The sequence below is a fragment of the Oceanimonas pelagia genome (assembly GCF_030849025.1).
In the GTDB taxonomy this organism is placed as follows: Bacteria; Pseudomonadota; Gammaproteobacteria; order Enterobacterales; family Aeromonadaceae; genus Oceanimonas; species Oceanimonas pelagia.
In genome coordinates this window covers 2,501-23,959 of sequence record NZ_CP118224.1, presented here as the reverse complement: position 1 = coordinate 23,959, position 21,459 = coordinate 2,501, and the positions used below count along the sequence as shown (strand labels likewise).

19 protein-coding genes, 2 rRNA genes and 1 pseudogene are annotated in these 21,459 nt (G+C 59.2%); 4 read left to right on the top strand and 18 right to left on the bottom strand.

All coding sequences use genetic code 11. The annotated features are described in order from the left end of the window. Positions 1–10 precede the first annotated feature (10 nt). Positions 11–805 (bottom strand): tRNA cyclic N6-threonylcarbamoyladenosine(37) synthase TcdA, encoded by a 795-nt coding sequence (gene tcdA / locus PU634_RS00120; RefSeq protein ID WP_306762063.1) that lies wholly within the window; start codon positions 803–805, stop codon positions 11–13. A 154-nt stretch (positions 806–959) separates the two neighbouring features. Beyond that, positions 960–2,444, bottom strand: coding sequence for a ketol-acid reductoisomerase (ilvC, locus tag PU634_RS00115; protein ID WP_306762062.1), 1,485 nt, complete (start codon positions 2,442–2,444; stop codon positions 960–962). Positions 2,445–2,579: 135 nt separating this feature from the next. Between ilvC and ilvY the strand changes: the two genes are divergently transcribed. Both ilvY and ubiK read left to right on the top strand, forming a co-directional pair. Continuing rightward, entirely contained in the window at positions 2,580–3,479 is a 900-nt protein-coding gene (gene ilvY / locus PU634_RS00110; protein ID WP_306762061.1) for an HTH-type transcriptional activator IlvY, read from the top strand. A gap of 48 nt (positions 3,480–3,527) precedes the next feature. Further along, positions 3,528–3,794: a ubiquinone biosynthesis accessory factor UbiK gene (ubiK, locus tag PU634_RS00105; protein WP_306762060.1), complete on the top strand. Its 267-nt coding sequence runs from the start codon at positions 3,528–3,530 to the stop codon at positions 3,792–3,794. Positions 3,795–3,861: 67 nt separating this feature from the next. Here the strand turns inward: ubiK and fre are convergent, their stop codons facing one another. The 4 genes from fre to trxA form a co-directional block, all read right to left on the bottom strand. Further along, positions 3,862–4,557, bottom strand: coding sequence for an NAD(P)H-flavin reductase (gene fre / locus PU634_RS00100; RefSeq protein WP_306762059.1), 696 nt, complete (start codon positions 4,555–4,557; stop codon positions 3,862–3,864). A gap of 2 nt (positions 4,558–4,559) precedes the next feature. Next, positions 4,560–6,059, bottom strand: a complete 1,500-nt coding sequence (ubiD, locus tag PU634_RS00095; protein WP_306762058.1) for a 4-hydroxy-3-polyprenylbenzoate decarboxylase — start codon at positions 6,057–6,059, stop codon at positions 4,560–4,562. 454 nt (positions 6,060–6,513) lie between these two features. Next, positions 6,514–7,779 carry a transcription termination factor Rho gene (gene rho / locus PU634_RS00090; RefSeq protein ID WP_306762057.1) on the bottom strand — a complete coding sequence of 422 codons (1,266 nt, stop codon included), beginning with the start codon at positions 7,777–7,779 and terminating at the stop codon, positions 6,514–6,516. Positions 7,780–7,960: 181 nt separating this feature from the next. Continuing rightward, entirely contained in the window at positions 7,961–8,287 is a 327-nt protein-coding gene (trxA, locus tag PU634_RS00085) for a thioredoxin TrxA (protein WP_014290643.1), read from the bottom strand. Between the two features lie 116 nt (positions 8,288–8,403). On the opposite strand from trxA, the gene rhlB reads away from it, so the two are divergent. Together rhlB and gppA are read left to right on the top strand one after the other, a co-directional pair. Further along, positions 8,404–9,708, top strand: a complete 1,305-nt coding sequence (gene rhlB / locus PU634_RS00080) for an ATP-dependent RNA helicase RhlB (RefSeq protein WP_306762056.1) — start codon at positions 8,404–8,406, stop codon at positions 9,706–9,708. A gap of 4 nt (positions 9,709–9,712) precedes the next feature. Beyond that, entirely contained in the window at positions 9,713–11,194 is a 1,482-nt protein-coding gene (gppA, locus tag PU634_RS00075) for a guanosine-5'-triphosphate,3'-diphosphate diphosphatase (RefSeq protein WP_306763630.1), read from the top strand. Positions 11,195–11,217: 23 nt separating this feature from the next. Here the strand turns inward: gppA and hemB are convergent, their stop codons facing one another. The 12 genes and pseudogenes from hemB to PU634_RS00015 form a co-directional block, all read right to left on the bottom strand. Then, positions 11,218–12,231, bottom strand: a complete 1,014-nt coding sequence (hemB, locus tag PU634_RS00070) for a porphobilinogen synthase (RefSeq protein WP_306762055.1) — start codon at positions 12,229–12,231, stop codon at positions 11,218–11,220. 2 nt (positions 12,232–12,233) lie between these two features. Beyond that, complete coding sequence (gene tatD / locus PU634_RS00065) at positions 12,234–13,019, bottom strand: 3'-5' ssDNA/RNA exonuclease TatD (RefSeq protein ID WP_306762054.1); 786 nt, start codon at positions 13,017–13,019, stop codon at positions 12,234–12,236. Then, positions 13,016–13,762, bottom strand: a complete 747-nt coding sequence (gene tatC / locus PU634_RS00060; protein WP_306762053.1) for a twin-arginine translocase subunit TatC — start codon at positions 13,760–13,762, stop codon at positions 13,016–13,018. Before tatC ends, tatD begins: the two co-directional genes overlap by 4 nt. 53 nt (positions 13,763–13,815) lie before the next feature. Beyond that, positions 13,816–14,112 (bottom strand): annotated as a pseudogene (gene tatB, locus PU634_RS00055) (Sec-independent protein translocase protein TatB); the annotation flags it as partial. Between the two features lie 3 nt (positions 14,113–14,115). Continuing rightward, positions 14,116–14,370, bottom strand: coding sequence for a Sec-independent protein translocase subunit TatA (gene tatA / locus PU634_RS00050; protein WP_306762052.1), 255 nt, complete (start codon positions 14,368–14,370; stop codon positions 14,116–14,118). An 83-nt stretch (positions 14,371–14,453) separates the two neighbouring features. Then, entirely contained in the window at positions 14,454–16,091 is a 1,638-nt protein-coding gene (gene ubiB / locus PU634_RS00045; protein WP_306762051.1) for a ubiquinone biosynthesis regulatory protein kinase UbiB, read from the bottom strand. After that, the gene (locus tag PU634_RS00040; RefSeq protein WP_306762050.1) at positions 16,088–16,705 is read right to left on the bottom strand and encodes a ubiquinone biosynthesis accessory factor UbiJ; all 618 of its coding nucleotides are present in this window, start codon (positions 16,703–16,705) and stop codon (positions 16,088–16,090) included. The genes ubiB and PU634_RS00040 overlap by 4 nt, the downstream gene beginning before the upstream one ends. Continuing rightward, entirely contained in the window at positions 16,705–17,460 is a 756-nt protein-coding gene (gene ubiE, locus PU634_RS00035; RefSeq protein ID WP_306762049.1) for a bifunctional demethylmenaquinone methyltransferase/2-methoxy-6-polyprenyl-1,4-benzoquinol methylase UbiE, read from the bottom strand. Before ubiE ends, PU634_RS00040 begins: the two co-directional genes overlap by 1 nt. Before the next feature lie 58 nt (positions 17,461–17,518). Beyond that, the gene (gene crcB / locus PU634_RS00030) at positions 17,519–17,905 is read right to left on the bottom strand and encodes a fluoride efflux transporter CrcB (protein WP_306762048.1); all 387 of its coding nucleotides are present in this window, start codon (positions 17,903–17,905) and stop codon (positions 17,519–17,521) included. A 71-nt stretch (positions 17,906–17,976) separates the two neighbouring features. Further along, complete coding sequence (locus PU634_RS00025; protein WP_019935205.1) at positions 17,977–18,177, bottom strand: tautomerase family protein; 201 nt, start codon at positions 18,175–18,177, stop codon at positions 17,977–17,979. 131 nt (positions 18,178–18,308) lie between these two features. Continuing rightward, positions 18,309–18,423, bottom strand: a 5S ribosomal RNA gene (gene rrf, locus PU634_RS00020). A gap of 83 nt (positions 18,424–18,506) precedes the next feature. Beyond that, positions 18,507–21,395, bottom strand: a 23S ribosomal RNA gene (locus PU634_RS00015). Positions 21,396–21,459 lie beyond the last annotated feature (64 nt).

The window sequence follows — 21,459 nt, the reverse complement described above, 5'->3', positions numbered from 1 at the left end:
GACTTACAGCTTATAGCTGATCGCTTACAGCTGCTTGCGTAGCAAGCCGGGAAAGCACCCGGCTGACCATAAAGAAGCCGAAGGTGGCGGTGGTATGGGTAACGGCGCCAAAACCGGAGGCGCAGTCCATTTTCATGGTGCCGTCCGCTTCCTGCTTGGCGCTGCAGATGCCGCCTTCGCCGTCCGGGTAGCGGGGCTGTTCGGTGGAGAACACACAGTCGACGCCAAACTTGCGCTTGGGGTTCTTGCTGAAGTTGTAGAAGCGGCGCAGCTCACCCCGCACCTTGGCCGCCAGCGGATCCTGAATAGTCTTGCTGAGATCCTTTAACTGGATCTGGGAAGGATCAATCTGGCCACCAGCACCGCCGGCGGTGATCACCGGGATCTTGTTTCGTTTGCAAAAGGCAATGAGCGCCGCCTTGGCCCGCACCGAGTCGATGGCATCGATCACGTAATCAAAGCCCGCCAGCAGGTGCTCGGCCAGGTTATCGGCACCGATAAAATCATCCACCACCGTCACTCGGCACTCCGGGTTGATCAGCGCAATGCGCTCGGCCATGGCTTGCGTTTTTTCCGCGCCAATCTGATTGCTGAGGGCATGGATCTGCCGGTTGGTGTTGGTGATGCAGATATCGTCCATGTCGATCAGGGTGATGGCACCTATTCCTGAACGCGCCAGGGCTTCCGCCGCCCAGCTGCCCACGCCACCAATGCCAATCACACACACATGGGCCCCGGCAAAACGGGCCAGGGCCCGGGCACCATACAGGCGGGCAATGCCCCCGAAACGCTCGTCAAAACTCATTATTCACTCCCCTCGCTTGAACGGAGCATTATATCAGACTGACGGGGGCCGGGGACTGGGGCGCTCCTCAGTCTCCATTCCCGAATCCCTGCCATAAATACAAAAGGGAGGCTTTCGCCTCCCTTGATACAGCTCTGTTTATCGTTTTGTTTGTTTAACCGCCAACGGCGATGTTTTTCATGTCGGTCATGTAGGCGCGCAGGGTCTTGCCGATGATTTCCACCGGGTGGTTGCGAATGGCCTCGTTGACGTCGATCAGGCGACGGTTGTCGACAGAGTTGGACTCAACGGCGATGGTCTTGCCAATCACGTCGGTGCCCACCTTGGGCATGAAGTGTTCGCGCAGCAGGGGCACGGCGGCGTTGGCAAACAGGTAGTTACCGTATTCGGCGGTGTCGGAGATAACCACGTTCATCTCGTACAGACGCTTGCGGGCTACGGTGTTGGCGATCAGCGGCAGCTCGTGCAGCGACTCGTAGTAGGCGGACTCATCAATGATACCGGAAGCAGTCATGGCTTCGAAGGCCAGTTCTACGCCGGCCTTAACCATGGCCACCAGCAGAATGCCGTTGTCGAAGTATTCCTGCTCGCCGATCACCACGTCGGAAGCCGGGTACTGTTCGAAACTGGTCTTGGCAGTTTCTTCACGCCAGGTCAGCAGGTCGTGGTCGTCATTGGCCCAGTCGGCCATCATACCGGAAGAGAAGGCGCCGGAGATGATGTCGTCCATGTGCTTGTTGAACAGCGGGCGCATCAGCTGCTTCAGCTCTTCGGCCAGATCAAAGGCCTTGATCTTGGCGGGGTTGGACAGGCGATCCATCATGTTGGTAATGCCGCCCTGCTTCAGGGCTTCGGTGATGGTTTCCCAGCCGAACTGGATCAGCTTGCCGGCGTAACCGGCGTCGATGCCGTCGGCCACCATTTTCTCGTGGCACACGATGGCACCGGCCTGCAGCATGCCGCACAGGATGGTCTGCTCACCCATAAGGTCGGATTTCACTTCGGCCACGAAGGAAGACTCCAGTACGCCGGCACGGTCGCCGCCGGTGGCAGAAGCCCAGGCCTTGGCGATGGCCAGGCCTTCGCCCTTGGGATCGTTTTCCGGGTGAACGGCGATCAGGGTGGGCACGCCGAAGCCACGCTTGTATTCTTCACGCACTTCGGTGCCGGGGCACTTGGGCGCCACCATCACCACGGTGATGTCCTTGCGGATCTGCATGCCTTCTTCAACGATGTTGAAACCGTGGGAGTAACCCAGGGCGGCGCCTTCCTTCATCAGGGGCATCACGGCGTTAACGGCAGAGGTGTGCTGCTTGTCGGGAGTCAGGTTCATGACCAGGTCGGCGGTGGGGATCAGCTCTTCATAGGTGCCCACCTTGAAGCCGTTCTCGGTGGCCTGCACGAAGGACTTACGCTTCTCGGCGATGGCTTCGGCACGCAGGGCGTAAGACACATCCAGGCCGGAATCGCGCATGTTCAGACCCTGGTTCAGCCCCTGAGCGCCACACCCCACGATAACCACCTTTTTGCCTTTCAGGTAGTTACAACCGTCGGCGAACTCGCTGCGGTTCATGAAACGACACTTGCCGAGCTGCTCGAGCTGCTGACGCAGGTTCAGGGTATTGAAATAGTTAGCCATGACCTTTTGCTCCAATTAATCCGTTATTTTTGAATGCTTGCACCGTTGCCGGTGACGACCCCAGCACTATACCCCAGGCGTCTCATTGCCTGAAATGATATATTCGGAACAGAGTATTTCATTTGGTGCAATACGATGGAACTGCGAAACCTGGAGTTGTTTGTTCACCTCAGCCAGAGCCTGCACTTTGGCCGCACCGCCGACGCCATGGCGGTGAGCCCGTCCACCCTGAGCCGGGCCATTCAGCGGCTGGAGCAGGAGGTGGGCTGCGAGCTGCTGGTGCGGGACAACCGCAGCGTGGCCCTGACCCCCGCGGGGCAGCAACTGCAGCAGTTTGCCGAGGGCTGGCTGGCCGAGTGGCAGCAGCTGCGCGATCAGCTCAGGCACAACGACGGTCCGCTGCAGGGCCGGCTGCGACTGTTCTGCTCGGTGACCGCCAGCTATTTTCTGTTGCCCGATATTCTGGCGCGCTTTCGCACCCGCTACCCGCAACTGGAACTTCGGCTGGAAACCGGCGATCCGGCCCTGGCCATCGACAAGGTGCTGAACGAGGAAACCGATCTGGCCATTGCCGCCCGCCCCGACGCCCTGCCTGCCAAGCTGGAATTCATAAGGCTGCAGACGGTGCCGCTGGTGTTTATCGCCCCGCGCATTCCCTGCCTGGCCAATGAGCTGCTGCAACAGAGTCCCGCCGACTGGAGCCGCATTCCGGTGATTTTGCCGGAGCAGGGAGTGGCGCGAAAACGCACCAACCAGTGGTTTCGCAACAAGGGTATCAACCCGCACGTCTACGCGGAGGTGGCCGGCAACGAGGCCATTGTGGGCATGGTGGCGCTGGGCTGCGGCGTGGCCCTGGTGCCCGCGGCGGTCATTCGCCACAGCCCCATGGCCGACAAGATCCAGCGGCTGGCGGTCACCCCGGACCTCAAACCCTTTGAGGTGGGCGTGTGCCTGCTGAAAAGGCGGCTGGACGATCCGCTGATCCGGGCCTTTCACCAGATTGCCCTGCAACAGGCCAATCCCGAATCCCCATGAATGGCGGGATTGGGTTACAATGGCAGCAATATTTCAAGGAGAGCGACCATGCTGGACCCGAAAAAACTGGAAGAGATCGCCAAACAGATTCAGAACAACATGCCCGCCGGGCTGAAAAACATGGGTGAGGAAGCGGAAAAGCGCATTCGCACCGTGCTGCAGGCCCAGCTGGGCAAGCTGGACGTGGTCACCCGGGAAGAGTTCGACGTGCAGACCAAGGTGCTGCTGCGTACCCGGGAAAAACTGAACGAGCTGGAAACCCGCCTGGCCCTGCTGGAGCAGCAGCTGGCCGACGGCCGCAGCGCACAGGAATAATCGCCCATCGCTGAAAGCACAATGCCGGGCAAGCCCGGCATTGTTTCATGTTCGGCAAGGCCCGCGTTTAAATAAACTCGTAGGCATCACCAAACAGACGCCCGGCGTCCACACCCTTTTCCTTGAAGGCTTCACGGGCCACCCCCGCCATTTCAAAGCGGCCGGCCACGTAAATGTCGTAACCGGTCAGGCTGGGAAAGTCTTCCATAATGGCCTCGTGCACCAGACCGCTGCGACCCCGCCACTGCTCGCCGCCGTTTTGCACCACGGGTACATAGGTCAGCTCCTTGTGCTCGGCGGCCCAGGCGACCAGCTCTTCGTGAGCATACAAATGCTCTTGATGACGCACCCCCCAGTAAATGAATACCGGTTTGTGCAGGCCGTCGGCCAGCATTCGCTGCAGAATGGAGCGGGTGTAGGCAAAGCCGGTGCCGCCGGCCATCAGGATCACCGGATGGCGCGACTCGCGCAGGTAGGCCTTACCCGCCGGCAGCTGCACCTCGATTCTGCCCTGCTCCTGCATGCGCTTGAGCACCTGCATGGCATAGGTGTTGTCGGGCGAGGCACCAATGTGCAGCTCGATTTCGCCGTTTTCCTGGGGCATGTTGGCGATGGAAAAGGGGCGCTTGTCGTCATCCGCCATCACCACCAGCAAATACTGGCCGGGGTGAAAGTCCACCGCCTGCTCCGGCTTCAGCCGCACATACCAGAGGGTGTCGGCCATTTCGTGGAGCGCTTCGACATTACAGCTAACTTTTTGCATGACTATCCTTTGTTCTCACTCTGTTCTGCACTCGCGTTCAGGATACCGAGTTGGTCCCACAGCGCATCGACCCGTTGTTTGACCTCGTCCGTCATCACGATGGGCTCGCCCCATTCCCGATTGGTTTCACCCGGCCACTTGTTGGTGGCATCCAGGCCCATTTTGGAGCCCAGACCGGAAACCGGCGAGGCGAAATCCAGGTAGTCGATGGGGGTGTGCTCGATCAATGTGGTATCCCGAGCCGGGTCCATTCGGGTCGTAATGGCCCAGATCACGTCGTTCCAGTCTCTGGCATTGATATCGTCGTCACACACGATAACGAACTTGGTATACATGAATTGTCGTAAAAACGACCAAACGCCCAGCATGACACGTTTGGCATGGCCGGGGTAGCGTTTTTTCATGGTGACCACCGCCATGCGGTAGGAGCAGCCTTCCGGCGGCAGATAGAAATCGGTGATTTCCGGAAACTGCTTTTGCAGTATGGGCACGAACACCTCGTTCAGTGCCACGCCCAGCACCGCCGGCTCATCGGGTGGCCGACCGGTATAGGTGGAATGGTAGATGGCGTCGCGACGGCGCGTGATCCGTTCCACGGTAAACACCGGGAACTCGTCGATTTCGTTGTAGTAACCGGTGTGGTCACCGTAAGGGCCTTCCGGCGCCATCTCGCCGGGGTAAATATGGCCTTCCAGCACGATCTCGGCGCTGGCCGGCACTTCCAGATCGGAGCCGATGCACTTCACCACCTCGGTGCGGCTGCCTCTGAGCAGGCCGGCAAAGGCGTATTCCGACAGGGTGTCGGGCACCGGCGTCACGGCACCGAGAATGGTGGCCGGATCGGCCCCCAGCGCCACCGCCACCGGATAGGGCTGACCCGGATTGGCCTCCTGCCACTCGCGAAAGTCCAGCGCCCCGCCCCTGTGACTGAGCCAGCGCATGATCACCTTGTTCCTGCCCAGTACCTGCTGGCGGTAAATACCCAGGTTCTGGCGCTTTTTGTAGGGGCCGCGGGTGATGGTCAGCCCCCAGGTGATCAGCGGCGCCGCGTCCCCGGGCCAGCAGTGCTGCACCGGAATCCGGGTCAGATCGACTTCCTCGCCTTGCTGGATCACTTCCTGGCAGGGGGCGCTTTTCAGCCGCTTCACCGGCATGTTGAGCACCTGCTTGAAGATGGGCAGCTTTTCCATCAGCTCTTTCAGGCCCTTGGGCGGCTCGGGCTCTTTCAGGTAGGACAGCCAGCGGCCCACTTCCCGCAGGGCGCTCACGTCCGGCTGGCCCATGCCCATGGCCACTCGCCTGGGGGTGCCGAACAGGTTGCCCAGCACCGGCATGTCGTAGCCCCTGGGGTTTTCAAACAGCAGCGCCGGACCGCCCGCTTTCAGGGTGCGATCGCAGATCTCGGTCATTTCCAGGTAGGGGTCAATCTCCTGGTGAATGCGCTTCAGCTCCCCCTGGGCTTCGAGTTGCGCGATAAAGTCTCGTAAATCCTTGTATTTCATAGGTTGTTCCGAGTGTATCGAGTGGCTTTAAGGCTGATGCCTGCTCAAAGGCTGCAACCGTCTGTGATGCCGTGCAGCTTCGTCGGCCAGGGGTCACTGTGTCGCCGACACACCGTGAACCCATCCATGGGGGCTCCGCTGCGCCTTCCATGGCGCAGAGGGTGCGGCGACACAGACGCCCCCTGACCTCCTGTCTCATCCCGGAGCTGCCAGCGACAGACAGTTCCGATGACAACAGGAAGCAACAGCAGGGATTGCCGGGCGCCCCACGGATGGGCTTGCAGCGTGTCGGCGCAGCGCACCCCTGCTGCTGATTCCAATGGCACGAATTCAGCCGACAATATTACAATTACACAGCATTCAGGTGGCCGGATTATACCCGCTTCGCTTTGCAGCTGCTTGTATTACAACAAAAAACCGCGGCAAGCCGCGGTTTTTTAAAGCCTGACAACGCTTACTTCTGCTGGCGCTTCATGGCCTCGAAGAACTCGTCGTTGGTCTTGGTCATGGCCAGCTTGTCGATGAGGAACTCGATGCCGTCAATCTCGCCCATCGGGTGGACAATCTTGCGCAGAATCCACATCTTCTGCAGCTCTTCCGAGGTGGTGAGCAGCTCTTCGCGGCGAGTGCCGGAGCGGGTGATGTCGATGGCCGGGTACACCCGTTTTTCGGCGATCTTGCGCGACAGGTGCAGCTCCATGTTACCGGTGCCCTTGAACTCTTCGTAGATCACGTCATCCATCTTGGAGCCGGTATCCACCAGGGCGGTGGCGATAATGGTCAGACTGCCGCCTTCTTCCACATTCCGGGCGGCACCGAAGAAGCGCTTGGGCCGGTGCAGGGCGTTGGCGTCCACACCACCGGTGAGCACCTTGCCGGAGCTGGGCACCACAGTGTTGTAGGCACGGGCCAGACGGGTAATGGAGTCGAGCAGGATCACCACGTCCTTCTTGTGCTCCACCAGGCGCTTGGCCTTTTCAATGACCATGTCGGCCACCTGTACGTGGCGGGCCGCCGGCTCGTCAAAGGTGGAGGCGATCACTTCACCCTTGACCATGCGCTGCATCTCGGTCACTTCTTCCGGGCGCTCGTCGATCAGCAGTACGATCAGCACACACTCGGGGTGGTTGTAGGTGATGCTCTGGGCGATGTTCTGCAGCAGCATGGTCTTACCGGCCTTGGGCGGCGCCACAATCAGGCCCCGCTGGCCCTTGCCGATGGGCGAGGCCAGGTCCAGCACCCGGGCGGTGATGTCTTCGGTGGAGCCGTTACCCCGCTCCATCTTCATGCGCTCATTGGCATGCAGCGGAGTCAGGTTTTCAAACAGGATCTTGTTGCGGGAGTTTTCCGGCTTGTCGTAGTTGACCTGACTGATCTTCAGCAGGGCAAAATAACGTTCGCCTTCCTTGGGCGGACGGATTTTGCCGGAGATGGTATCGCCGGTACGCAGGTTGAATCGACGGATCTGGCTGGGAGACACATAGATGTCGTCGGGACCGGCCAGATAGGAGGAGTCGGCGCTGCGCAGAAAGCCGAAGCCGTCCTGCAGAATTTCAAGCACGCCGTCGCCGAAAATATCTTCACCACTTTTGGCATGGGCTTTGAGGATAGCAAAGATGATGTCTTGCTTGCGCAGACGGGCGAGGTTTTCCAGGCCCATGTTTTCCCCAAGCTTTATCAGCTCAGATACAGGGGTATTCTTGAGTTCAGTCAGATTCATAGTGGTGAGTGTCTATCAACCAGGAATGTCAAATGGTCAGAAAAATCTGCCGGATTGATGTATTGATTAGAAAGCGCCTTAAAGGCATGAAATAGGCTAGCAAACGAACAACAAACTAGCACCAAAAAGAAAAAGCGTCTAGCAAAAACCACAAGGGGTGCCTTGCGCACCCCTTGTTGCATTACAGGTTGGCGTCCAGAAACTCTTTGAGCTGAGTCTTGGACAGGGCACCGACCTTGGTCGCGGCCACTTCACCGTTCTTGAACAGCAGCAGGGTGGGAATGCCACGAATGCCGTACTTGGGAGCGGTTTCTGCGTTCTGATCGATATTCAGCTTGGCAACGGTTACCTTGCCTTCATATTCACCGGCCACCTCGTCCAGAATGGGGGCGATCATCTTGCACGGACCACACCATTCGGCCCAAAAATCCACCAGTACCGGGCCTTCAGCCTTGATGACGTCTGCATCGAAGCTGGCATCGGTCAGCTGAACAATTTTGTCACTCATCTCCAACTCCAGTCAGTCTTTGCCCCTCAAAAACACACCGCAAAGGGGCAATTTAGTTGCCCTATTTCAAATGATCCTGTTTATTATTGCAAGCCTAACCTGATAATCTGAACGCTATGAGCAAAACACACCTCACCGACACAAAATTCGCCCAGCTGGGCCTGCAGCCACAAGTGCTGGCCGGGCTGGAAACCAAGGGATTTCACAACTGCACGCCCATTCAGGCGCTGTCGCTACCGCCACTGCTGGCGGGCAAGGACATCGCCGGGCAGGCCCAGACCGGTACCGGTAAAACCATCGCCTTTCTCGCCGCCACCTTTAACCATCTGCTGACCACCCCCGCTCCCGCCGACCGTAAAACCAATCAGCCCCGCGCCATCATCATGGCCCCGACCCGGGAACTGGCGGTACAGATCCACAACGATGCCGACACTCTGAGCGACAGCACCGGGCTCAGGCTGGGACTGGCCTATGGCGGCGAAGCGTACGAAAAGCAGGTGGAAGTGCTGAACGCCGGGGTCGATATTCTGATCGGTACCACCGGCCGCATCATCGATTTCTTCAAACAGAAGGTCATCAGCCTGGACGCTATTCAGGTAGTGGTGCTTGACGAAGCGGACCGCATGTTCGACCTGGGCTTCATCAAGGACATTCGCTTTCTGTTTCGCCGCATGCCGCCCGCCGGCCAGCGCCAGAACATGCTGTTTTCCGCCACCCTGTCGCACAGGGTGCAGGAGCTGGCCTACGAGCACATGAACAGCCCGGAGCATGTGCAGGTGGAGCCGGAACAGAAAACCGGGGTGCGCATTCAGGAGGAATTGTTCTACCCGGCCCAGGAAGACAAGATGCTGCTGCTGCTCACCCTGATGGAAGAGGAATGGCCCGACAAGGCCATCGTCTTTGCCAACACCAAGCACAGCTGCGAAGAAGTGTACGCCTGGCTGCATGCCGACGGCCACCGCGTAGGCCTGCTCACCGGCGACGTGCCCCAGAAAAAGCGCCTCAGAATCCTGGAAGACTTTACCGGTGGAGCCCTCGACATTCTGGTGGCCACCGATGTGGCCGCCCGCGGCCTGCACATTCCCGACGTCACCCACGTGTTCAACTACGATCTGCCCGACGACGCGGAAGACTATGTGCACCGCATTGGCCGCACCGGCCGGGCCGGGGCCAGCGGTCGCTCCATCAGCTTTGCCTGCGAGGAATACGTGTTTAACCTGCCGGCGGTGGAAGCCTATATCGAGCATGAAATTCCGGTCAGCAAATACGATCGCGACGCTCTGCTCGCCGACGTCACCCCGCCCCGTCATATTCATCACCACAGGGCCGGCATGAACCGCAATGTGCGCGATCGCCAGGGGAGTGGCCAGCGCCGTCCTGCCGGCAACCGCCGCCGCCGGCCTCAGGGCAGCCGGAGCTGAACTGATGGTCAATCCGTCGCTCTATGCGGCCATTGACCTGGGCTCCAACAGCTTTCATATGCTGGTGGTGCAACAGGTCGAAGGTGCCGGTCGCACCCTGGCCAAGGTCAAGCGCAAGGTGCGCCTGGCCGCCGGACTGCAACTCGACGGCAGCCTGGATCAGGCCGCCATGGAGCGGGGCTGGGACTGCCTGCGGCTGTTCGCCGAACAGTTGCAGGACGTCCCCGCCGGCCAGGTACGCATTGTCGGCACCGCCACTCTGCGCCTGGCCACCAATATCGATGTTTTTCTTGAGCGGGCCGAGGCCATTCTCGGCCACCCCATTCGTATCATCTCCGGTGAAGAAGAGGCGGCCACCATTTATCAGGGAGTGGCCTGGACCTCATCGGGCACCGGACGGCGGCTGGTGATCGACATTGGCGGGGCCAGCACCGAGCTGGTGATCGGCGAAGGTGCCTCGGCGGCGTTGCTGCACAGCCTGAACATGGGCTGCGTCACCTGGCTGCACCGCCACTTTCCCGGCGGTGAGCTGAGCGAAGCCCATTTTGATCGGGCCATTGCCGCCGCGCAACACGAGCTGGCACCGGTGGCCGCCCGCTATCTCAAGCTGGGCTGGCGGCATTGCATCGGCGCCTCGGGCACGGTACAGGCCATTCAGGAAATCATGATGGCCCAGGGGGAAAACGAACAGATCACTCTGGCCAAACTCAACCGCCTTAAAGCCCGGACCATCGCCTGCGGCAACATCGCCGGGCTGCACCTGCCCGGGCTGACTCCCGAGCGGGTGCCGGTGTTTGCCTCCGGACTGGCCATTCTCATTGCCCTGTTCGACACTCTGGCCATCGACAATATGGTGCTGGCCGGTGGCGCCCTGCGCGAAGGCCTGATCTACGGCATGCTCGGCGCCCGTCAGGATTGCGACGCCCAGGAGAGAACCATCGACAGCCTGATCGCCCGCTACCAGCTGGACCGGCAACAGGGCGAGCGGGTGCGCCATACCGCCCTGGCGGCGCTGAAGCAGCTGCACCCCGAGCTGGATCAGGAAGCCGCCCGCATGCTGGCCCGGGCTGCCATGCTGTATGAGCTGGGCCTGTGCATCGAGTACAAGCGTGCTCCCGAGCATGCCGCCTACATTATTCGCCACATTGACCTGCCGGGTTTTACCGCGCCCCAAAAAGGCCTGCTGGCCGCCCTGCTGTTGAACCAGCGGGACGACTTTCGGCTGGAGGCGCTGCAGGCCCAGTGCGCCCTGGACACCAGCCGCGCCGTGCTGCTGGCCCGGCTGCTGCGCCTGGCCATTATTCTGTGTCTGCGCCGTACCCAGGGCACGGTGCCGGAATTCCGGCTCGCGCAACAGGGCACCCGGCTTACCCTCACCCTGCCCGCTGGCTGGTGTAGCGGCCATCATCTGAGGGCCAGCGAGTTACACGCCGAAGCCCGGCGTCAGAACGAGCTGGGCTGGCCGCTGGAGATTATGGAAGCATAAAAAAGCGCCTTTCGGCGCTTTCTTTATTTCGCTTCTTGCAGCCACTGGGCCACCCGTTTGGCGAAGTAGGTCAGAATGCCGTCGGCACCGGCGCGCTTGAAACACAGCAGCGACTCCATGATGCATTCCTGTTCCTTGAGCCAGCCGTTCTGAATGGCGGCCATGTGCATGGCATATTCACCGCTCACCTGATAGGCAAAGGTGGGCACACCAAACTGATCCTTGACCCGACGCACCACGTCCAGATAGGGCATGCCCGGTTTCACCATCACCATGTCGGCACCTTCTTCAATGTCAAAGGCCACTTCCTGCAGGGCTTCATCGGTGTTGGCGGGATCCATCTGATAGGTGGCCTTGTTGCCGCCCTTGAGGTTGCCGGCGGAACCGACCGCATCACGGAACGGGCCGTAGTAATTGGAGGCATACTTGGCGGAATAGGCCATGATCTGGGTATTGATAAAGCCGTTCTCTTCCAGTGCCCGGCGAATGGCGCCGATGCGGCCGTCCATCATGTCGGACGGCGCCACCATGTCGGCACCGGCGGCGGCATGGCTGAGCGCCTGCCTGACCAGCACTTCAGTGGTCACGTCGTTGAGCACATAACCGTCGTCATCGAGAATGCCGTCCTGGCCGTGCACCGTATAGGGGTCCAGCGCCACATCGGTCATGATGCCCAGCCCGGGAAACGCCGCCTTGAGCTCGCGCACCGCTTCCTGGATCAGGCCATCAGGATTATACGCCTCTTCCGCCAGCAGGCTCTTTTCGGACGCATTCACCACCGGGAACAGGGCCAGCAGCGGAATACCCAGCGCCACCAGCTCGGCGGCTTCTTCCAGCAGCAGATCGATGGACAGCCGCTCCACCCCGGGCATGGAGGCCACGGCTTCCCGCCGCTGTACGCCCGGCAGCACGAACATGGGGTAGATCAGATCATTCACAGTCAGGGTGTGCTCGCGCACCAGGCGACGGCTGAAATCGTGCTTGCGCAGACGGCGCAGGCGGCGGCCGGGAAAGCCACCCAGAACTTGTTTGGTCATGGTCACTCCTGAAGTTGAAAAAAGGCCCGGCTGGTCGCGGTGGTGGCGGCGATCAGACCGGCGGTGTGCTCGCCCCGGCAGGCAGCAATGCGTCCGGCAATATGGGGCAGGTAGGCGGGCTCATTGCGGCGGGACGCCGGTTTGGGCGACAGATCCCGCGGGATCAGATAGGGGCTGTCGGTTTCGATCATCAGCCGCTCGGCAGGAATAAGCGACACCAGCCGCTGCAGCTCACCGCCCCGGCGCTCGTCGCAGATCCAGCCGGTAATGCCGATGTGCAGATCCAGCGCCAGGCAATCGTTCAGCTCGGCCTCGGTGCCGGTAAAGCAGTGCAGCACCGCCGCCGGCAGCCGGTCGCGCCAGGGCGCGAGAATGGCCATAAAGCGCTCGTGGGCATCCCGGCAGTGCATGAATACCGGCAACTGCAGCTCGGCGGCCAGGGCCAGCTGGGCTTCAAAGGCGGCCTCCTGCTGCGGCCGGGGCGAAAAATCCCGGTTGAAGTCGAGGCCGCATTCGCCGATGGCCACCACCTGTGGCCGTGCCGCCAGCCGACGCAGCTCACTCAAGGTGGCATAGTCAAAGGTTTTGGCATCGTGCGGATGTACCCCGGCGGTGGCATAACACAGCCCGGGGTGAGCAGCGGCCAATTCGGCCACGGCCCGGCTTTCCGTCAGGCTGGTACCGGTCAGGACAAGTCCGGTCACGCCGGCGGCCCAGGCCCGGTCCAGCACAGCCTCCCGGTCTTTATCAAACTGGGAGCTGGTAAGGTTGACGCCAATGTCGATCACGCCGAGGGCTCCTGCTCGTCGTTTTCTTCCTCACGCACATAGAAACGCCCGAAAAAGACACCGACTTCAAACAGCAGCCACATGGGAATGGCCAGCAGGGTCTGGGAGATCACATCCGGCGGCGTCAGCAGCATACCCACGATAAAGACGATCACCACCACATAGGGGCGCTTGCCGGCCAGGTCTTTGGGCGTGGTCACCCCGGTCCAGCACAGCAGTATGGTGGCAATGGGGATCTCAAAGGCGATGCCAAAGGCGATAAACAGCCCCAGCACAAAGTCCAGATAGCTGGCAATGTCGGTGGCAATGGTCACCCCTTCCGGCGCCATGCTGGTGAAAAAGCCGAACGCCAGCGGAAACACCACAAAATAGGCAAAGGCCGCACCGGCATAAAACAGCAGGGCGCTGGAAAACACCAGGGGTGCTATCAGCCGCTTTTCATGCTTGTACAGCCCGGGGGCGATAAAGGCCCACACCTGGTAAAGCACAATGGGAATGGCGGCAAAAAAGGACACGATCAGCGTCAGTTTGATCGGCGTCAGAAAGGGCGTGGCCACGCCGGTAGCGATCATGCTGGCCCCTTCCGGCAGTTGCTTCAGCAAGGGCGTCGCCAGCAGGGTATAGATGTCGTTGGCAAAATAGACCAGGCCCAGGAACACCACCAACACGGCGGCAAAGGCGCGCAGCAGGCGCGACCTCAGCTCCACCAGGTGGCTGATCAGGGGCTGCTGTGATTCAGTCATTCAGAAGGTTTCCGGGGCTCTGTGGTAGAGGACTCGTCCGTATTGTGATCGGGCCGCTGTTCATAGGGCCGGGTAACCGAAGCGGCGGCGTCTTTCAGTTGGTCGATGGAATGCTGCAGATCGGGGCTGAGATCCTTCATGCCCAGCTGCTCGGCCTTTTTCAGATCCCGGTGCAGCTCTTCCATTTTCAGCTCCTGGGCCAGCTCGGTTTTCACCGCGTTGGCGGTGTTGCGCACCGTGCTGAACAGGCGGGACACGGTGCGAATGGCCACGGGCAGCCGCTCAGGCCCGAGCACCACCAGGCCAATGACCGAGATCACCACCAGCTCCCAAAAACCGATATCGAACATGGCTTATACCCGATCTCTGTCTTTGGCCTTGTCCTGCTCCTGCTGGTTCAAAGGCTCGGCCTGGTCTTTCTTGTCGGCCAGTTTCTGCTGCTCGAAGTCTGCATCCTTCTTGCCTTGCTCGTCATCACTCATGGCCTTTTTAAAGCCCTTGACCGCCGAGCCCAGATCACTGCCCATGCCGCGCAGCTTTTTGGTTCCGAACAGCAGCACCACGATAAGTACCACGATAAGCAGTTGCCAAATACTGATTCCACCCATAACTCATGTTTCCTATGCAAACGGATAACGATAAAGACCCATTATATTGCAGCCAAATGACGAAAATCTGACACCAGATCAAACTATCGGGCAATACGCCGCCACCCCAGCCACCATACAATCAAAGTCAGCACCAGACCAGAGCCGGCCAGCCGGCTTTCGTCCATGCCCAGCAGCAGGGTGCTGGCCAGCAGAAGGGAAGCCCCCATGGCCAGCAAAAACTGACCCTGGCCGCGCCGGCGGTCATGCCCGGCATAACGTTCATACAGCCCCGCCATCTGCCGCTGCTGCAGTTTGCTTTGACGCAGGGCATCGTATACCAGCTCGGGGATCTCCGGCAGTTTCTCGGCCCAATAGGGCGCCTTTTCCCTGACCGCGTTGATCACCGCCTTGTAGCCCACCTGCTTTTGCATCCAGTCTTCCAGAAACGGCTTGGCGGTTTTCCACAGATCCAGCTGGGGATAGAGCTGGCGGCCCACCCCTTCCACGTAGAGCAGGGTTTTCTGCAGCAGCACCAGTTGCGGCTGCACCGCCATGTTAAAGCGGCGGGCGGTATTGAACAGGTTCAGCAGCACATGACCGAAGGAAATCTCGGACAACGGCTTCTCAAAAATGGGCTCCAGCACGGTGCGAATGGCCGACTCGAACTCTTCCACCTTGGTGTCGGCCGGCACCCAGCCCGACTCCACGTGCAGCTCGGCCACCTTGCGGTAATCCCGGTTGAAAAAGGCCAGGAAGTTCTCCGCCAGGTAGCGTTTGTCGTCCCGGTTGAGGGTGCCGACAATGCCGCAGTCGATGCCAATCCACTGGGGGTCTTCCGGGTGATCATAAGACACGAAAATGTTGCCCGGGTGCATGTCGGCATGAAAGAAGCTGTCGCGGAACACCTGGGTAAAGAACACCTCCACCCCCCGCTCCGCCAGCAACTGCATGTTGGTGCCGTTGGCTTTCAGCGCCTCGATATCGGACACCGGAATGCCGTAGATGCGCTCCATCACCAGCACATTTTCGTGGCAGTAGCTGGAATAAATCTCGGGCACATAGAGAGTGCGGGAGCCTTCGAAATTGCGCCGCAGCTGAATGGCGTTGGCCGCTTCCCGCAACAGGTTGAGCTCGTCAAGCAGGGTCTTGCGGTACTCTTCCACCACTTCCACCGGCCGCAGCCGGCTGCTGCGTTCGGGCACCAGCCGGGCGATCAGGGTGGCCATGGAGTGCATCAGGCTGACATCGGCCTCGATCACCCGCTCGATGCCGGGACGGATCACCTTGATCACGATTTCCTGGCCGGCTTTCAGCCGGGCGGTGTGCACCTGAGCGATGGACGCCGAGGCCAGGGGCTGCTCATCGAACTCGTCGAACAGGGTTTCGATGGGCTGGCGCAGGCTGCGCTCAATTTGCTGGCGGGCCAGCCGGCCGTCAAAGGGGGGCACCCTGTCCTGCAACAGGGCCAGCTCTTCGGCGATGTCCGGCGGCAGCAGATCCCGCCGAGTGGAGAGCATCTGGCCAAACTTGATAAACACCGGCCCCAGACTCTCCAGGGCCAGGCGAATGCGCTTGCCCCGGGACAAATCCGGATGCCTGTTTTTCAGCCAGAACAGGCTTTTGCGTGCCATGCGCGCCGGCCAGATCTGCAGCCGGGCCGGGATCAGTTCGTCCAGACCATAGTCAAACAGGGTACGGCCAATCTGATACAGCCGTCGCAGCTCCCGCAGTTTTCTCATGAATGGCTCACCTTGTCGGTCAGTGCCGCCAGGCGTCCCTGCAGGCGGTTCAGTCGCTTGTTCAGTTCTTCGACCTCATCGCCGAAGTCGGCCAGCTCCAGCGGCCCCACCGCCAGCCGGGCTTCCTCACGCACATACTCGCCCAGATGTTGCCGAGCACCGGCCAGGCGATGGGTCACGGCCGTTTTCGCTTCGCGGCCATGGCGGCACAACAGGTGGGCCAGCACATCGCCGGTGTAGGGCACCAGCATTTCTTCAATGTCAACGCGAGTGTCCCGCAGCAGGCTGCTCAGCTCCTGCCAGGGCTGCGGATCCCCCTCGAGATCGAGCCGGCCGTCGCGTATGTACTGCATCAGCAGGCCCTTGTCTCTGAGCAGGCCCAGTGCGTTGAACGACAGACTGAGGTGGCTGTCGACCGGGCCTTCGTAATGACCCAGCAGCTCCAGCCGCTCGCCGGTAAACACCAGGTAAAAGCTGGTCAGCTCGGTCAGCGTCAGCTGCAGTACCCGGCCATGCAGCGGCTTCAGCTTCTGTGCACTGCCCGTGCTGTGCAACAGGCGGTTAACGGCGGTTTCCAGAGTGCCGTTCAGAAACGGCAGCAGCAGCGCCTTCATCAGAACTTGAACCCGCGATGCAGCGCCACCACGCCGTCGGTAAGGTTGAAGTACTCCACCTGCTCCAGCCCGGCTTCTTCCATCATTTGCTTGAGGGTGTCCTGATCCGGGTGCATGCGAATGGACTCGGCCAGATATTGATAGCTGTCGCTGTCCTGAGCCACCAGCGCCCCCATCTTGGGCAGTACATTAAAGGAATAGAAGTCGTACAGCTTGCTCATCACCTCATGCTGAGGCTTGGAGAATTCCAGCACCAGCAGCCGGCCGCCCGGCTTCAGCACCCGCTGCATGGAGGCCAGCGCCTTGTCCTTGTTGGTGACATTGCGCAGACCAAAGGCGATGGTGATCAGGTCGAAATGATTGTCGGGAAAGGGCAGCGCCTCGGCATTGGCCTGCACATAGGCAATGTTGCTGCCCAGGCCTTTATTACGCAGCTTGTCGCGGCCCACCTTGAGCATGGAGTCATTGATGTCGGCCAGCACCACCTGTCCCTGCTCGCCCACCATACGAGAGAATTTGGCGGTGAGATCACCGGTGCCACCGGCCAGATCCAGCACCTTGTGGCCGGGCCGCACGCCGGAGCAGTCGATGGTAAAACGCTTCCACAGGCGATGAATGCCAAAGGACATCAGGTCGTTCATCAGGTCGTACTTGGCCGCCACCGAATGGAAAACGCTGGCCACCATGTGCTCTTTTTCATCGGCATTCACGGTCTGGTAACCGAAATGGGTCGTCGACTTGTGCTGTTCTGACATTCTCAAGACACCTGTAAAAATCGAAGTAAGGCAGTGTACTGCAAATGCCCGGGCCGGACTAACGGGAAGCCAGCAGGCTGTGGGTGATCTGCATTCCCAGAAAAGTGAACATCATACAGCAAACCACATTGAGGCACACATTCAGGCCGGCCTTGAACCATTGACCATGCTCCAGCAACAGCACCGTATCGAGTGAAAAAGAAGAAAAGGTGGTCAGGGCACCCAGCATGCCCACCATCATAAAGGGGCGCCAGGAATGGGCGCTGATGACCTGCTGCTGTACCAGCACGAACATAATGCCCATCAGCAGGGAGCCGATCAGATTGACAGTCAGAATGCCAAAGGGAAAGGAGCGGCCGAGCAGACGGCCCATCACATCGGTAATAACGAAACGCAGCACGGCACCGATGGCACCGCCCAGGGCGATAAACAGCAGGGTTTTCATGGCAAACCGGCGTAAACAAGGAATGGCCCCAGTTTACGCCGGTCGGACTCAAAAACCCATGCTCGAATGGGTCAGGCCTGACGTTCCCGCTTGGCCCGCACCGACTCACCAGCCACGCCGAAGTCCTGGGTGGCGATGTCCTGCAGCAGAATACGCACGGTCTCGGGCTTGACGTCCAGGGCACGCACACAGGCATCGGTGACTTCCTTGATCAGGGCTTCCTTCTGCTCGTTACTGCGGCCTTCGATCAGGGCGATGTTAAGAATCGGCATGACTTGTTCCTTCTATATGTCTGAAAAACGAGCCGACATTAGAGTAAAAAATGTGAACTGAGTCAAATTTAGCGGGATGAGCAGAAACGAAAAAAGCCCGATACGTGAGTATCGGGCTTTTGGTATTGGGTGCCTGGCAGTGACCTACTTTCACATGGCAGCTGCCACACTATCATCGGCGCGGTTGCGTTTCACTGCTGAGTTCGGCATGGAGTCAGGTGGTTCCACAACGCTATGGCCGCCAGGCATAAAACTTTAATTCGGAAAAAGCGTTTTGATGAAGAATTCGTAGTCTCGACCTGCAAGGTCTCACACTTCTTGGGTGTTGTATGGTTAAGCCGCACGGGTCATTAGTACAGGTTAGCTGCACGCCTCACAGCGCTTCCACACCCTGCCTATCAACGTCCTGGTCTCGGACGGCCCTTTAGAGAGCTCGAAGCTCTGGGGATGACTCATCTCGAGGCTCGCTTCCCGCTTAGATGCTTTCAGCGGTTATCGATTCCGAACTTAGCTACCGGGCAGTGCCACTGGCGTGACAACCCGAACACCAGAGGTTCGTCCACTCCGGTCCTCTCGTACTAGGAGCAGCCCCTCTCAATCATCCAACGCCCACGGCAGATAGGGACCGAACTGTCTCACGACGTTCTGAACCCAGCTCGCGTACCACTTTAAATGGCGAACAGCCATACCCTTGGGACCGACTTCAGCCCCAGGATGTGATGAGCCGACATCGAGGTGCCAAACACCGCCGTCGATATGAACTCTTGGGCGGTATCAGCCTGTTATCCCCGGAGTACCTTTTATCCGTTGAGCGATGGCCCTTCCATTCAGAACCACCGGATCACTATGACCTGCTTTCGCACCTGCTCGACGTGTCTGTCTCGCAGTTAAGCTGGCTTATGCCATTGCACTAACCGTACGATGTCCGACCGTACTTAGCCAACCTTCGTGCTCCTCCGTTACGCTTTGGGAGGAGACCGCCCCAGTCAAACTACCCACCAGGCACTGTCCTCACCCCCGATAAGGGGGCCAAGTTAGAACATCAAACATACAAGGGTGGTATTTCAAGGTCGGCTCCACGGCAACTGGCGTCACCGCTTCACAGCCTCCCACCTATCCTACACATGTAGGGTCAATGTTCAGTGCCAAGCTATAGTAAAGGTTCACGGGGTCTTTCCGTCTAGCCGCGGGTACACCGCATCTTCACGGCGATTTCAATTTCACTGAGTCTCGGGTGGAGACAGCGTGGCCATGGTTACACCATTCGTGCAGGTCGGAACTTACCCGACAAGGAATTTCGCTACCTTAGGACCGTTATAGTTACGGCCGCCGTTTACCGGGGCTTCGATCAAGAGCTTCACCTTGCGGCTAACCCCATCAATTAACCTTCCGGCACCGGGCAGGTGTCACACCGTATACGTCCTCTTGCGAGTTAGCACAGTGCTGTGTTTTTGATAAACAGTCCCAGCCACCTGGTCACTGCGACTGGCTCAGGCTCCATCCGTAAAGGACTTCACCCGCTCCAGCGTACCTTCTCCCGAAGTTACGGTACTATTTTGCCTAGTTCCTTCACCCGAGTTCTCTCAAGCGCCTTGGTATTCTCTACCCGACCACCTGTGTCGGTTTGGGGTACGGTTCACACACATCTGAAGCTTAGAGGCTTTTCCTGGAAGCAGGGCATCAATGACTTCGGTACCGTAGTACCTTCGTCTCGGGTCTCAGCGTTGTGACTCCGGATTTGCCTAAAGTCACCACCTACTCCCTTTCACCAGGACAACCAACGCCTGGCCCATCTAGCCTTCTCCGTCCCCCCATCGCAATGTGTGTCAGTACGGGAATATTAACCCGTTTCCCATCGACTACGCCTTTCGGCCTCGCCTTAGGGGCCGACTCACCCTGCCCCGATTAACGTTGGACAGGAACCCTTGGTCTTCCGGCGAGGAGGTTTTTCACCCCCTTTATCGTTACTCATGTCAGCATTCGCACTTCTGATATCTCCAGCATGCCTCACAACACACCTTCGCAGACTTACAGAACGCTCCCCTACCACTCACGCATAGCGTGAATCCGCGGCTTCGGTGCCTGATTTTAGCCCCGTTACATCTTCCGCGCAGGCCGACTCGACCAGTGAGCTATTACGCTTTCTTTAAATGATGGCTGCTTCTAAGCCAACATCCTGGCTGTCTGAGCCTTCCCACCTCGTTTCCCACTTAATCAGAACTTGGGGACCTTAGCCGGCGGTCTGGGTTGTTTCCCTCTTCACGACGGACGTTAGCACCCGCCGTGTGTCTCCCGGATAGTACTTACTGGTATTCGGAGTTTGCATGGGGTTGGTAAGTCGGGATGACCCCCTAGCCCAAACAGTGCTCTACCCCCAGTAGTATTCGTCCGAGGCGCTACCTAAATAGCTTTCGGGGAGAACCAGCTATCTCCCGGTTTGATTGGCCTTTCACCCCCAGCCACAAGTCATCCCCTAATTTTGCAACATTAGTGGGTTCGGTCCTCCAGTTGATGTTACTCAACCTTCAACCTGCTCATGGCTAGATCACCGGGTTTCGGGTCTACTCCTAGCAACTAGTCGCCCAGTTAAGACTCGGTTTCCCTACGGCTCCCCTATACGGTTAACCTTGCTACTAAAAGTAAGTCGCTGACCCATTATACAAAAGGTACGCAGTCACCCTCGAAGGGCTTCCACTGCTTGTACGTACACGGTTTCAGGTTCTATTTCACTCCCCTCACAGGGGTTCTTTTCGCCTTTCCCTCACGGTACTGGTTCACTATCGGTCAGTCAGGAGTATTTAGCCTTGGAGGATGGTCCCCCCATGTTCAGACAGGATATCACGTGTCCCGTCCTACTCGATTTCACAACAAGAGCCGTTTCGTGTACGGGGCTATCACCCTGTATTGCCGGCCTTTCCAGGACCGTTCCACTACCACTCAAGTTGCTTAAGGGCTGGCCCCCGTTCGCTCGCCGCTACTAAGGGGATCTCGGTTGATTTCTTTTCCTCGGGGTACTTAGATGTTTCAGTTCTCCCGGTTCGCCTCGCTGTGCTATGTATTCACACAGCGATACTCTACCAAGTAGAGTGGGTTTCCCCATTCGGACATCACGGGCTCAAGCGCTTCTTACCAGCTCACCCGTGCTTAACGCAGGTTAGCACGTCCTTCATCGCCTCTGACTGCCAAGGCATCCACCGTGCACGCTTAGTCACTTAACCATACAACCCCAAAAAGTGTGTTTTATACGGCGTCCTCTTAGTGATTTCTTCGTTGCGGCTTTCA